Origin of the sequence: Mycobacterium branderi, from assembly GCF_010728725.1 — a bacterium.
GTDB lineage: Bacteria > Actinomycetota > Actinomycetes > Mycobacteriales > Mycobacteriaceae > Mycobacterium > Mycobacterium branderi.
Genome location: NZ_AP022606.1, coordinates 3,524,244 through 3,538,245 on the forward strand (window position 1 = coordinate 3,524,244; position 14,002 = coordinate 3,538,245).

Annotated in this window: 10 protein-coding genes; 2 read left to right on the forward strand and 8 right to left on the reverse strand. The window is 66.8% G+C overall.

What is annotated here, in order from left to right:
- Positions 1-23 precede the first annotated feature (23 nt).
- On the forward strand, positions 24-1,373 hold the full coding sequence (locus G6N47_RS17185) for a salicylate synthase (protein ID WP_083131599.1): 1,350 nt from the start codon (positions 24-26) through the stop codon (positions 1,371-1,373).
- On the opposite strand, the gene G6N47_RS17190 is transcribed toward G6N47_RS17185, so the two are convergent.
- The 7 genes from G6N47_RS17190 to G6N47_RS17220 form a co-directional block, all read right to left on the reverse strand.
- Positions 1,370-2,581: a sodium-dependent bicarbonate transport family permease gene (locus G6N47_RS17190; RefSeq protein WP_083131600.1), complete on the reverse strand. Its 1,212-nt coding sequence runs from the start codon at positions 2,579-2,581 to the stop codon at positions 1,370-1,372. The two genes, G6N47_RS17185 and G6N47_RS17190, sit on opposite strands and share 4 nt — an antisense overlap.
- Before the next feature lie 180 nt (positions 2,582-2,761).
- Positions 2,762-3,673 carry a MerR family transcriptional regulator gene (locus G6N47_RS17195; protein WP_083131601.1) on the reverse strand — a complete coding sequence of 304 codons (912 nt, stop codon included), beginning with the start codon at positions 3,671-3,673 and terminating at the stop codon, positions 2,762-2,764.
- Positions 3,673-5,163: a flavin-containing monooxygenase gene (locus G6N47_RS17200; RefSeq protein WP_083131602.1), complete on the reverse strand. Its 1,491-nt coding sequence runs from the start codon at positions 5,161-5,163 to the stop codon at positions 3,673-3,675. The genes G6N47_RS17195 and G6N47_RS17200 overlap by 1 nt, the downstream gene beginning before the upstream one ends.
- A 3-nt stretch (positions 5,164-5,166) precedes the next feature.
- Entirely contained in the window at positions 5,167-6,087 is a 921-nt protein-coding gene (locus G6N47_RS17205) for a reductase (RefSeq protein ID WP_083131603.1), read from the reverse strand.
- A gap of 19 nt (positions 6,088-6,106) precedes the next feature.
- Positions 6,107-6,949 (reverse strand): SDR family NAD(P)-dependent oxidoreductase, encoded by an 843-nt coding sequence (locus G6N47_RS17210; protein WP_083131604.1) that lies wholly within the window; start codon positions 6,947-6,949, stop codon positions 6,107-6,109.
- A gap of 2 nt (positions 6,950-6,951) precedes the next feature.
- Positions 6,952-7,926: an alpha/beta hydrolase gene (locus tag G6N47_RS17215; protein ID WP_083131605.1), complete on the reverse strand. Its 975-nt coding sequence runs from the start codon at positions 7,924-7,926 to the stop codon at positions 6,952-6,954.
- 57 nt (positions 7,927-7,983) lie between these two features.
- Positions 7,984-9,567: a (2,3-dihydroxybenzoyl)adenylate synthase gene (locus tag G6N47_RS17220; RefSeq protein WP_083131659.1), complete on the reverse strand. Its 1,584-nt coding sequence runs from the start codon at positions 9,565-9,567 to the stop codon at positions 7,984-7,986.
- A gap of 131 nt (positions 9,568-9,698) precedes the next feature.
- Here G6N47_RS17220 and mbtG point away from each other — a divergent pair, with 131 nt between their 5' ends.
- On the forward strand, positions 9,699-10,985 hold the full coding sequence (gene mbtG / locus G6N47_RS17225; RefSeq protein ID WP_083131606.1) for an NADPH-dependent L-lysine N(6)-monooxygenase MbtG: 1,287 nt from the start codon (positions 9,699-9,701) through the stop codon (positions 10,983-10,985).
- 7 nt (positions 10,986-10,992) lie between these two features.
- Here the strand turns inward: mbtG and nbtC are convergent, their stop codons facing one another.
- Entirely contained in the window at positions 10,993-14,001 is a 3,009-nt protein-coding gene (gene nbtC / locus G6N47_RS17230) for a nocobactin polyketide synthase NbtC (protein WP_264007114.1), read from the reverse strand.
- Between the last annotated feature and the right edge of the window lies 1 nt (position 14,002).

The window sequence follows — 14,002 nt, forward strand, 5'->3', positions numbered from 1 at the left end:
AGGTTAGGCTACATTTACTAACCGTGACCGAGGTCAGTGTCGAGACAAGTCCCGCAGGCGCCCCGTCACAGTCGTTCCGGTTACCCCCTGGCATCGCGCCGGCCGACCTGGCCGCTGAGCTGGCTGCGGCGCTGCCGGAGCGCGACGGGGAGGAATACCTGCTCTACGAGCATGATGGCCAGTGGGTGCTGGCCATCGGCGTCTTGGCCATGGTCGAGCTGGACCGAGACGAGCTGCGCGTCATCCGCGACGGTGTCACCCAACGTCAGACCTGGACCGGCCGGCCGGGACCGGTTCTCGGCGAAGCGGTCGATCGCCTGCTCCTCGAGACCGACCACGCCTTTGGCTGGGTCGCATTCGAATTCGGCGCCTACCGCTTCGGGCTGCACGACCGCCTGGCGCCACACACTCCGCTGGCTCGGGTGTTCTGGCCGCGCACCCGCATAGTCGTCACACCGCAGACGGTGCAGATGTCCGACGCCGACGAGCGCCAGCGCGACGTGGTCGACCGGCTCTTGCGCGACGGCCTGCCGGCCACGCCGTCGGCATCGGCGATCGACGTGGGCGGTGACGCCACCGGCTATCACGCCCGGGTAGCCGCGGCCATCGGCGAGATCGCGACCGGCAAATACCACAAGGTGATCCTGTCCCGGTGCGTCGACGTGCCGTTCAAGCTGGACTTCCCATCCACCTACCGGCTGGGTCGTCGGCACAACACGCCGGCGCGGTCATTTCTGTTGCGCCTCGGCGGTGTTCGTGCCGTGGGCTACAGCCCCGAGCTGGTGACGGCCGTACACCGCGACGGCGCCGTGATCACCGAGCCGCTGGCCGGCACCCGGGCGCTGGGCCGCGGTGCGGCGTGTGATGGCCAGGCTCGCGTCGACCTCGAGTCGAACTCCAAAGAGATTGTGGAGCATGCTATTTCGGTTCGCAGCTCGCTGCTGGAGATCAGCGAGGTCGCGACGCCGGGCAGTGCGGTGATCACCGATTTCATGACCGTGCGCGAGCGGGGCAGCGTGCAACATCTCGGCTCGACTGTCCGTGCGCGGCTTGACACTTCGAAAGACCGGATGGACGCCCTCGAGACGCTGTTTCCCGCGGTCACCGCATCGGGCATTCCCAAGGCCGCAAGCGTCGATGCGATCCTGCGTCTCGACGAGAGTCCGCGCGACCTGTATTCCGGTGCAGTGGTGATGTTTTCGGCTGATGGCGGACTTGATGCGGCGCTGACGCTGCGGGCGGCCTACGAACGGGACGGGCGAACTTGGTTACGCGCGGGAGCAGGCATCATCGAGGCTTCGCAGCCCGACCGCGAATTCGAGGAAACCTGCGAGAAGCTGACCACGCTGGCGCCGTATTTGGTTCCGCGCTAACCGAACCACTGACCCACCACGCGGGAAATCTCGATATACAACGGGATCCCGATCGTGACGTTGTAGGAGAACGTCAATCCCAGTGACGCGGCCAGCGGCAGTGTCGGGCTGGCCTCCGGAATCGCCAGACGCTGCACCGCGGGAACCGCGATATACGACGCCGCGCCGCAGAGCACCGCGAACAGGATGTACGTTCCCGGTTTGAACTGGGCGTGGGTGAGGTGCGCATAGCCGTGCGCGGTGATGATGCCGAGCGTGGCGAAAAGGTTCGGCGCCAGCAGTCCGAAGAAGATGAACCCCGGCCCGGCAGCTTTCAGGTCCTTGAGCCTGCGGGAGGCCGTCATACCCATCTCGAGCAAGAACAGGCACAGCGCACCCTGGAAGGCCGTCACGAACACGCTGTCGTCGTCGTGCACGACCTTGGCTCCCTGCAACCGACTGACCAAGCCGATGACGATGCCGCCGAAGAGCAGGTAGAGACCCGGATTGAGCAGGACCTCCCTGAGCAACTGGACGGTGGCCATGCGCGGTTTTTTGCCGTCTGCGGCGGCATGGTCAGGATGCTCGCGGCGTTCCAGCGCAAGCTCGGCTTCCTGCTCGATCGCGCGTTCGCGGGTCTCGAGGTCGTCGCCGGGAGCCGGCCGGGCGGCCGCCCCGGGACCTAGTCTCACCGGCGGGGTGTACCCGGGCTCGCCCGGCATGTTGCCCGCCGCGTCCATTGCCCTGTGCCGCAGTCGAGCCGCCAGGTACAGCGCAACCAGGCAGCCGGGCACCTCCATGACGGCCAGCATGACCGGCATGAAACCGTTGAAAGCCATTCCGACGGTGCCAAGCACGCCGGTGCAGGTCGCGAATGTTCCTGCCGAGTCCGACCCGTAGTAACCTGCGACGGTCGCCTTGTCGATCCGGCGCATTGTTGTCAGCCGGTTCAGCAGCTGGTAGGCGAGCAGCCCGATCAGGAAGTTCAGTGCGAACCCCAGCACAATGAATCCCGCGATGTTGGCGACGCTCGATGCATGAATCGTGGCGAGCTCTTCACCCCCGTGCCAGCCGATGGCCAGCAAGAGGTACATCGTCAGGCCCTGGTAAATCACGTAGGGAAATTCGAACTCCACCTTGAGAATTGGGATGAGGAACCCGAGATAGAAAAACAGCAGCAGCGGCTTGAACAGATTGTGGGTGAAGTTCTGCCAGAACTCGAGCAGCATCAGGTTTCTCTCCCTTCCCTTATCAGGGGGCGGCGGCGGGCGCATTCCCGCCGCGTGGCGCTAAGAGCATAAACAGGCCAAGCTGGGGATTAGCTTGGGGCTGCGCTTCATGAGAATGAACCTCTTGTCAACGTCGGATGACCGATTGCTCACCAGCAGGCCAACGCTGGGCGAACAGACTCAGTCTGCGGGGGCCGATGACCGCTCCATGTAGTCGGCGAGGATGCTGCTGACCAGCGATTCGATCGTCGATTCGATCGACGACGCGAGGGTTGCGGTGACCGACGCGACGGCCTGGGTGCGGAACCGCACCAACATGGTGATCAATTCGGCGATTTCGGTGTCGGCGGGCAGAGCCTCGCCCGGTTTGACGCGGTCGGCGACGTGTTCGGCACCCGCCTGCACCAGCAATTCGCTGATCTGGTCGACCAGCGGCACGATTTGCTCGTGCAGATCGATCAGCTTGTCCATGCTCACGCCGTAACCGCGGATCTCGTTGAACGCCTCGATCAATTTCGGCCGGACGATTGTGGCCTGCTCGCCGTCGACCCGAATCACACCCAGCCTCACCAGCCGGTCGAATGCCGCCGCATCGTTGATACGCCGCTGCGCGTCGGAAAGCGGTATGGTTTCCGGTTTTTCGGTGGTCCAGGTCCCGACGATCGCGGTCTCCAGGCCCAGCACGTCGCCGAGATTCTTGCCTTCCTCCCAGGCGCTGAGCATTTCCCGCACGTGCGCGATGTTGTATCCCCGGTCGAGCATCGAGGTGATCAGCCGCAGCCGGGTCAGGTGGGTGTCGTTGAACAGCGCGATCCGGCCCACGCGCAGCGGCGGCGGCAGCAGCCCGCGATCGCGGTAGACCCGAATGTTGCGGGTGGTGGTCCCGGCCAGCCGGGCCAGGTCGTCGATCCGGTATTCCCCGGAGACCGGGGATCCGTGCGGGTGACGTACCGCCGCGTCGAACAGTTGGGACACCGCGGTTTCGATGACTTCCCGGGATTGACGCCGAACACGTTTCGGCGCGCGCCGCAGGTTGGCCAGCACACCCGCGATGGTGCCGGTCTCCGCTCGTGGCTGCCGGTCGGGAGCCATCAGGCCGACGAACTGACCCGAACGTCGGCGGGCCGTGCCGCCGCCTGGTAGTCGGCAAACCGGAAATCCCGCATCTGTCGAAGATACTGGGTGGCGAATCCCGGGTACATCGACGCGTTGAAACCATCCTTGGTGAGATACCAACTGCGGCACCCGGACATCCACGTCGTCTTGGTCAGCCGCTTCTGGATGCGTTGGTTGTATCGGCGTTGGACGTCGGCGCGCACGTCGAGGTAGCGCAGGTCGCCCTCGAGGATGGTGGTGATGCCGCGCACCGCGTAGTCGAGCTGGCCCTCGATGTAGACCAGCAGCGAATTGTGGCCGGGCCCGGAGTTGGGGCCGGTCATGAAAAACAGGTTCGGGTAGCCGTGGGCGTTGATGCTCTTGTAAGCCTGTGCGCCGCTGGCCCATTCGACGGCCAGCGACCGGCCGCCGAGCCCGGTGACGGGGAACGGCGGACCGGTCAGATGCACGTCGTAGCCGGTGGCGAACACGATGCAGTCCAAGTGATGCTCGACGCCGTCGCTGGTGCGGATCCCGGCCGGGCTCAGCGTCGCAATCGGCCAGTCGATGAGTTTGCAGTTCTCGCGTTGCAGTGCAGGGTAGTAATCGCTGGAGACCAGCATGCGTTTGCAGCCCGGCGCGAAGTCGGGCGTCAGCTGCCGGCGCAGCCACGGGTCTTTGACCGCCAGCCGCAGATGGGCCTTGCCGAGGCGCGCCACCAGGGAGGTCAGCGGGGTCTTCCACACCAGCGCGGTGGCGCTGGCCTCATGACCCCAGAACAACGCCTGCCGGGCAAGCTCTTGGGCTGCAGGCGCTTTCGCGAACAAAGTCTGCAGGGCTGGTGGTGTGGCGACGTCGAGGCGCGGCAGCACCCAGCCCGGTGTGCGCTGGAACACCTTGACGAACTCGGCTTGCTTGACCAGTTCGGGAATGATCTGGATGGCGCTGGCACCGGTGCCGACGACGGCGACCCGCTTACCGGCGAAGTCGTAGTCGTGGTCCCACCGCGCACTGTGGATTTTGTGCCCACGGTACGTATCGAGGCCCCGGATGTCGGGGAAGCTGGAGTCCGGCAGTGGGCCCGACGCCAGAATCACCGTGCGCGCACGAAACCTCTTGCGCCCGTCCGTGGTTGCCGTCCAGACCCCGGCGCCTTCGTCGAACGACAACCCGTTGACTTCCTGGCCGAACCGGATGCGACGGCGGAGGTCGAACCGGGTGGCCATGTCTTCGATGTGACGGCGGATCTCTTCGGCGGGGGAGTAGGTACGCGACCAGTTCGGGTTCTTGACGAACGAGAACGAGTACAGCAGCGACGGGATGTCGCAGCTGGCGCCGGGATAGGTGGTGTCTCGCCAGGTTCCGCCTACTTGGTCGCTGCGCTCGAGGATGACGAAGTCGTTGACGCCTGCCTCGGCCAACTTGATCGCGGCGCCCAGGCCGGTGAAGCCGGCGCCGACGATCAGCGTTGCGTAAGTCTGGGCCATCGGTTACGCCGCCGGCTCGTAGGTCAGCTCTTTGAACCAGCTGGGCACCGGTTTGAGCAGCTGCCGGGGATAGCGATCCGACAGCCACACCATGGAATTGGCCAGCAGATGGTAAGGATGCCGCGGGTTGACCACCATGGCGGCGTGGCGTTTGAGGACCTGATAGGTCGGCACCCGCCAGGTGGCCTCACCCCGCTCGCCGAGCTGCTTGAAGCGTTTGACCGCATTGTAGAGCCGCTCGGGTTCCATGCCCATGTCGGCGAGCTCGTTGCGCACCCGGTTGAGCAGCGGCAGATACATCAGTGCGCCGATGATCAGGCCCGGCGAGGCGACGTTGCCGACGAAGTCGATCGCCAGCTTGCGTGCCTTGGCATGGCCGATCATGTTGAGCACCTCGAAGTCGACTGCCAGATGCCGAGATTCGTCGTTGTTGATCTTCTCGAACACCTGGTGGCAGACCGGGTCCTCGACCTCGTCGAGCAGGAACTTCAGCAGTGCCCCATCGAGCGCGACCTCCAGCATCGGGATGACGGTGCCCAGGATCGACAGCGACATGCCGTCGGCGTAGGTGTCCAGCCACTGCATGGCCAGCCGGATGTTGACGTTCGGCTCGGGCATTTCGCCGTCGTCGAGCATGCCCCACCGCTTCATCAGCGCCAGCTCGGCGTTGGCGTGGCGTTGCTCCTCGGCGTGGAAATAGCGGTAGATCTCGGCCAGTGTCGTCGTCGGCGCCTTCTTGGCGAGCGCCGCGAATCCGCGGGCGCCGATGTTCTCGATCCAGCACAGGTCGGCCATGAAAGCCTTGAGCTTGGGCCGGAACTCGTCGCTGATCGTCTCGGCGCCGGGTGCGTCCCAATCGATGTCGGCCAGCGCCCATTGCCGGTCCTTGATCTTGGCCAGCATGGTGTCCATGTCGATAGTCACAGGCTTCTCCTTCGCGACGTCATGGCAGGCCGGCCCGGGACACCAGGCCGACTGCCCGGGTATAAGCGCCTGGCGCAAGGCGTTTGATGTTCCAGCCGATCTTGGCGTCCCATTGCGGCATGCAGTACAGGTCGCCGCGGTCGTGGGCGTCCAGGCAGATGCGCGCAACCTTGTCCGGTGAAAAGCCGGTCCAGCGCATCAGTTTGGCGGCCAGTTCGGTGGATTCGGCGGTGATCCGGCCGGACTCGACGATGTTGGTCTTGACGAAGGTGGGGCACAGCACGGTGACTTTGACGCCGCTGCCCGACAATTCGGCGGCCAGCGTTTCCGACAGCGATAACACACCGGCCTTGCTGACGTTGTAGGCGGCCATGCCGGGGGCGGCGCCGAATGCTGCGGCCGAGGCGACGTTGATGATGCCGCGCGGCGGTTTCGACGGTTCGGCGTCCCGCAGGATCGGAGCGAACACGTGGCAGCCGTGGATCGGCCCCCACAGGTTGACGCCGAGGGTCCAGTGCCAATCATCAAGGGAGACTTCGCCGATGGGCATACCTCCTGCGCCGACCCCGGCGTTGTTGATCACCAGGCTGGGTGGGCCGCCGAACCAGGACTGCGCCTTGGCGGCGAGTTCGGCTACGTCGTCGTACTGGGAGACGTCGCAGTGGATGGGAATGGCGCGGCCACCCTGGGTCGTGATTTCGTCTGCCGTCGCGGTGGCGGCGGCTTCGTCGATGTCGCTGCAGACGACGGCGCCGCCACGGCGGGCGAGTTCGATGGCGAACGCCGCCCCGATGCCGCTGCCGGCCCCGGTGACCACCGCCGCAGCATTGTGGCTGGTTTTGGGAGACTTTCGGCCGAGCATCGCTAGCTAGCCCTTTCGACGGTGTCGACGTTCAGGGCATCGGTGATGAAGTGCGCCGCATAGGCCATCGCGTTGCGGGCTTCGGGGGATAGCCGGGGCAGTGCCTGGAATACATGCGCCTGATCGGGCCACACCTGCAGTTCGCAACGTCCGCCGCCGGCCGTGATCTCGGCGGCGAGGCGCTCCGCGTCGGCGGCCAGCATTTCGGCGCCGCCGGCCTGGATCAGCGTCGGCGGCAGCGCCGGACCGCCCGCGACGTCGAGGCTCAGCCGACAGTGCGCGGGATCGGTGCCGCCGCAATACAACTCGACCAACCGTAGGGCGTCGGCGGCCCGGATGGCCGGGTCGGGCCGGCGTCGCTCACGCTCGGCGGCCGACGCGAAGGTCAGGTCGATCAGCGGGGAGAACAACACCAGTGCGGCCGGGCGGCTGGCGGCGACCTCCGGTTGGAGCAGCAGATCCACCGTGAGGTGTCCGCCGGCCGAATCGCCGGCCACCACAATGCGTTCCGCTGGTATCCGGTGCGACAGCCAATCCCATCCCGCGCGTACGTCGTCGGCGGCGGTGGGGAAGCGGTGTCGCGGCGCGAGCCGGTAGTCGATGCTGAACACCGGCAGCCCGGTCAGTCGTGACAGCCAGGCCGTCAGTCGACGGTGGGTGCGCGGCGAGCACAACGCATATCCGCTGCCGTGGACGTAGTACACGACTGCGTCGGTGCGCCGGCCGCCGGGTCCACGCACCCATTCGCCGACGACGCGACGCCCGTCCGAAAGTGTGGTGTCGGTCGGCTCGACACGGGCTCCGGCCAGCGACGGCCCGAAGGCATCCATGATGCCGGCCACGATCTGGCGCGACAGCCACAGGCCCCAGGCCCGCTCGGGCGGTAGCACCGCGCTGATCTGTCGCAAGGTCAACGCGCTCACGACCGCCGCAGCGCGGGATCGCAGCGATCCGCGCGCCGGAACATCGTCCGTCATGCGACTCAGTCAACCGCCAATGGTGACATTAGTCAATGGCAACGTCGGCGTGTCCGCTCAGTCCTGCAGTTGCGCCGCGATCCTCTTCTTATCGACCTTGCCGATCGCCGTGGTCGGCAGGGCCGTCATCGCCACCAGGGTGTCGGGCCGGGTGTGGATGGCCACGCCCCGGCCGTCCAGGTAGCGGTTCAACTCCGCCAGGGTCACCGGCATGCCACTGAAAACGACTGCGGCGCAGATCTTTTCGCCCAGATACTGGTCGGGTAATGGGACCGCCGCCGCTACCCGGATCGCCGGGTGGGCGAGCAGGTGTTCCTCGAGGTCGGCGGCGGAGACCGTCTCGCCGGCGCGGTGGATGACGTCTTTGACCCGCCCCGTCACCTCGAGGTAGCCGTCGGCGCGGCGGCGGACCCGGTCGCCGGTGCGGTAGAAGCCATCGGGCGTGAACGACCGCTCGTTGGCCGCGTCGTCGCGAAAGTAGCCGTTCAACGTGTAGGGCCCGCGCACCAGCAGCTCGCCCTCCGGTACCTCGGCGCCCCCGTCGTCCACCACCCGCAGCTCGTCGGCCTCGCACAACGGCCGGCCCTGAGTGTTCTCGACGAGCTCGGCCTGGTCGTCGAGGCGGGTGTAGTTGAGCAACCCTTCGGCCATCCCGAACACCTGCTGCAGCCCCGGGGTCAGGGTGGTGCGGATGTGGCGCGCGTCGTCGGCGGCGAGTTTGGAGCCGCCGACCTGCAGCAGCCGCAACGACGTCGGCGTGACCGGCTCCCACTCGCACGCTTGCGCCCACAGCTTGGCGAGCGGCGGCACCAGTGCGGTGACCGTGACACGGTGGTGGGCGATGGTGGCGAACGCGGACTCCGGGCTGGGATCGGCGGCGAACACGGTGGTGGCGCCGACGCTGATCGCGCCGAGCAGGCCGGGGCAGGCCAGCGGGAAGTTATGGGCGGCCGGCAGTGCCGCCAGGTACACGTCATCGCTCGTCAGCCGGCACAGCTCCGCGCTTGCGGTGACGTTGTAGACGTAGTCGTCGTGGGTGCGGGGGATGAGTTTGGGCAGCCCGGTGGTGCCGCCGGACACCAGCAGTAATGCAGGACGTGTTGTGTCGCAGTCGTTCCCGGGCGGGTCGCCTGCGGGCAGTTCCGCAAAGGACATGAACGGTCCCGGCTGTCCGTCGACGACGACGTGACGCAGCTGCGGATGTGCCGCGACCAGCTGCTCGGCCATCGCGCGGTAGTCGAACCCGGCCGCGTTGTCGGCGACGACCAACCCGACCGCGCCGCTCACCTGGGCGAAGTGGCTGAGCTCGGTGAAGCGATGCCCCGGTAGACACATCACCGGGATCGCACCGGCACGCAGCAGGCCGAAGAACGCCACGGCGAACCGACACGAATTCGGCAGGTCAAGCAACATCCGGTCGCCGGCCGCGATACCGATCGCCGCAAACCCGCCGGCCACGGCGTCGACGCGCCTGTCCAGATCGGCGAAGGTGTAGCTGCGGTCGGGATCGACGACGGCGATGCGGTCCGGCCAGGCCGCGGCGGCGTCCCGCAACAGCGAATCAACGGTGCGGCCGGTCCAATACCCGGCGGCGCGGTAGCGGGCCGCTCGATCCGGCGGAAACGGAACGAATCCATCCAACGGAAGGGCGACAGCCACTCCGCGACTCCCTCCGGGCAACGGTGTTCTGGTTCTGGGACATCGTGTAGCGTACAGAAAGTTAGGGAAGCCTGGGCTAATCAGCGGGGTGCGATTGTGGGTGGTGCTCTCCGATGAGCGGGACACTCGCGATCGTCGGGGCCGGCGCGAAGGCGGTGGCCGTCGCCGCAAAGGCGGCCGCGCTGCGCCAGATGGGCGTCGAGACCGTCGACGTCGTGGCGATCGAACGGTCCAGCGTGGCGGCCAACTGGCGGGCCGGCGGCGGCTGGACGGACGGGCTGCAGCGGCTTGGCACCAGCCCGGAAAAAGACGTCGGCTTCCCGTACCGCTCGGCGCTGGTCCCCGGCCGCAACGCCGAGCTCAACGAGCGGATGACGCAGTGGAGTTGGCAGTCGTATCTGGTTGCCACTGACCAATTCGTCGGCTGGGTCGACCGCGGGCGGCCGGCGCCGACACACAACACCTGGGCGCAGTATCTGCGCTGGGTCGCCGATGTGGCCGGCTTGAACGTCATTTACGGCGAATTGGAGAAGATCTCGATCGATGGGTCGCGATGGATGCTGCACACGCACGATTCGCGCCTGCCCGCCGACACCCTGATGATCACCGGTCCGGGCCAGCCGGAGCGATCCATCCTTTCCGGTGATCCGCGCATGTTGTCGATCGCACAGTTCTGGCAGCGCACCGCATGCAAAGACCGGATCACCGCCGAGAACGTCGCGGTCATCGGCGGTGGAGAGACCGCGGCGTCCATGCTCAACGAGCTGTCGCACCACCGGGTTTCGACGATCACCGCCATCTCGCCACAGGCGACGTTGTTCACCCGCGGGGAGGGCTACTTCGAGAACTCGCTGTTTTCCGATCCGACGAACTGGCGCAGCCTCACCCGCGCCGAACGGCGCGAGTGTATTGCCCGCACCGACCGCGGTGTTTTCTCCTCGCGTGTTCAGGAGTCGCTGCTTGCCGACGAGCGGATCAAGCATCTGCGCGGGCGGGTCGTTCACGCGGTCGACCGGGACAACCGGATCTGGATCACGTTGCACACCGACCGTGGTGGTGAACGAACGGAAACCGTCCACGGCTTCGACCTGGTGATCGACGGCTCCGGCGCCGACCCGCTGTGGTTCCTGCCGCTGCTGAGCCAGGACGCCGTCGACAGCCTGGAACTGTGGCTGGGCGGACCGCTGACGGGCGAACGGCTGGAGGAGTCCATCGGCCCCGACCTGGCCGTTCGGGGGGCCACCCCGAAATTGGTGCTGCCCAACCTGTCTGGTCTCAACGAGGGCCCGGGCTTTCCCAACCTGAGCTGCCTGGGGCTGCTGTCCGACCGTGTCCTCGGCGCCGAAATCGGCGTCACCGAGCCGTCGATCCAGAGAAGCGCCGAGTACCAATCCGTTTAGTGCTGGACTAGCCGCCGAGCCGGGCCAGAACGTCCGCGATCGACGCCCCGCCGAGCAGATCCGACACCTCCAGGTCATAGTTGAACTCGCTCTTGACGCGGCGGCGAAACTCTAACGCCTGCAACGAATCCAGGCCGATCGCGACCATCGGTACTTCCGCGTCGATCGCTTCGACGCCGTCGACGCCGATGGCTCCGGCCAGCAGGCTGGTCAGCCGCTGCTTGAGATCGCCGCTCTCGACCGGCGCGGCAACCGGGCCGGCGGCCGCCGGGGCAACCAGCTCGGAGATCAGCGGACCGTAGCCGTAGGCCGCCAGCACCGGTTGCGCGCGATCCAAATCGAACGCCGCGACAATGGCGTTGTCCCGAAGCCCGGTCAGTCCCACCGCGAGCGCGTCGGCCGGGCGCATCGGCAGCAGACCGGTGGCGGTCACCTTCGCCAGGCCGGCGGCATCCAGACTGTGGACCGTCCACTGACCCCACTGCACCGACACGCAATCGAGACCCTCGGCGCGCAACCGGTGCGCCATGGCGTCGAGCATTCGATTGGCAGCGGCGTAGACAATCTGGCCGCGACCGCAGATTGTCGCCGCCGCCGACGAACACAGCACGATGCGGCAGGTGCCGGTCCGCGGAAATGCGTGCAGCAGGCGCCAGATGCCGACCACCTTGGCGTGCAACGCACCCTCGACCTTGTCGGCGGTGACGTTCTGCCATTCGATATCCGAATATGCCAGCGCCGCATGGATTATCAGATCCGCCGGCACGTCGCCGTGGTTCTCGGCCAGTCGCGACACCGCCGCCTCGTCGCCGACATCACATGTGGGCGTCTCGATCCGCGTCGAGGTGGCCGAGCGAATCTGCCGCAGTCGATCGGCGACTGCCGCGGTTTCTCCCGAGCGGCTCACCAGCGTGATCCGGCGTGCGCCGCGGCGAGCGAAGTGTTCGCAGAATTCCAGCCCCAGATTGCCGGTACCGCCGGTGATCAGCACGTGCTCGGGAGGATTCGCCTCGGCAGCGTCGCCCGCCGTGCCCTGGGTGATCCGCTTGGCGTACAGACCACCGTCGCGCAGCGCGAGCTCGGACTCCTCCTTCGTGTGCAGCGCTGCAAGGATTGCGGTCGCGGATTCCGCAGATGGCGGTCCGGCGGGCAGGTCGAGGTGGCGGAAGCTCACCCGCGGAAATTCGGCGCCGATACTGCGGAAGCCGGCGCTGGCCGCCGCGTGCACCAGATCCGGCGGCGGATCGCCGGCGACCACCTTCTCGCCGCCCACGGTCACCAGCCAACAGTCCGTAACCCTGTCGGTGATGACCGGCCACCAATCGCGATTCCCGAAGAACGACGCGACCTCGGTCGCTGCTGCGGCGTCGTCCTGTTTGGGCGATGGCGGCACGATAATGACGTAGGTGTCGAGATCTGCTGCGCTGTCATGGTTTTGGGGGTCAACGACGCGTGCGGTGGCGCCGGCGTCTCCCGCTGCCGCACCGAGTGCGTCGGCCAGTTGGGAGCAGGACCCGGTGTAGTCGACGATGCCGATAGCGCGCGGCGGTATCAGTGAGCGCTGCGCCAGACGGATCCACTGCTCGGCCAGCAGTTGCGGCCGGGGGTGTTCTGCATTGGGCGTGGCGCTGGGCCGGCTCTCGGATGCCCCGCCGTCATAGGGCAGCCACAGCGGCACTTCGTTCATACGGGTGTTGGGGAAATCGGGGAGCGGCAGCGGAGTCGGGCCGGCCGACTCGGTGCCCAGGCTTTCCCATCGGTAATCCAGGTCATGGACCGCCAGCAGCGCCAGACTGCGGGTGAAATCGCGGAGGCTGCGGGCATTTCGGTTCGACGTGCCGATCACCATGGTCGTGCGGTCGCCGACGACGCCACTGAGGTTTTCCTCGATGGCCAACTGCAGCGTCGGATGTTCGGCCAATTCGACGAAGGTGTCGGCGCCGAGCGGCAATGCCGCCGCGACCGCCTTGTCGAATCGAACGGTGTTGCGCAGGTTCCAGAACCAATAGTGGTCGACCGGTAGGTCGGTGCCGAGCGGGCCGCCGAGGGTGGCACCCACGCAGGGGATGTCCGTGTCGCGGAAGGCGGGGTTCTGCAGCTGGCGCTGCGCGGCGGCGCGGACCTTCTCGGCAAGCGCATTGATCATGCTGGTGTGCGCGGGGTAACGAACCCGGATGATCCGCGCGAACGTGCCCCGCTCAGTGAGTGTGTCCACGATGCGCTGCACCGCGTCGCGCTCACCTGAGATTCCGGTCATTCCAGGCGAATTGACGACAGAGAGCTCTGCCCAGCCTGTGCTGCGCGCAAGTTCACTTTCGCAGGTGTCGCGGTCGGCGGCCAGAACGGCCATGGCGTAGTCACCGGTGATGAACTCGTCGGCCGCGTGTGCCCGGATTTCCACAAGCTGCACGGCGTCGGCCAGGGTGATCGCGCCGGACACATAGGCCGCGGCGATCTCGCCCTGGCTGTGCCCGATCGTGATCTTCGGTTCGACACCGAATGACCGCCACATCGCGGCCAGGCCCGCCATTTGGGCGAACAACGCGGGCTGGACCGTGGCGGCGGTGTCTTCGGCCGGAAGACCGTCTGTCAGAAGGTAATCCAGCGGCGATTCGCCGCTGACGCTGCAGAAGGCGGCCACGCAGCCATCGACCTCGGCGCGGTACGCGGGCACCGATTCGTAGAAGATTCGGCCCATCCCGGGTCGCTGGCCGCCCTGACCGGGAAAGACAAAGGCGACATTGCGCATTGTGGCGGGGGTGTCATTGCACACCACCGAACCATGTTGGCGGCCATCGGCAATTGCGGTACACGCGTCGAGCAACTCGTCGCGGTCGGCGACCATGGCCAACGCCCGATACGGGCGTGCGGTCCGGGTGCGAAACAGCATGGCGGCGATAGCATCTGGTGCTGTCTGCGGGTGAGTCGTCGCATAGCCGAGCAACGCGGCGGCCTCCTCGCGAACCAGGTCCGGTGTCGGCGCGGACAGCAGGATGGGAACGGTGCCGTCGGGCAGC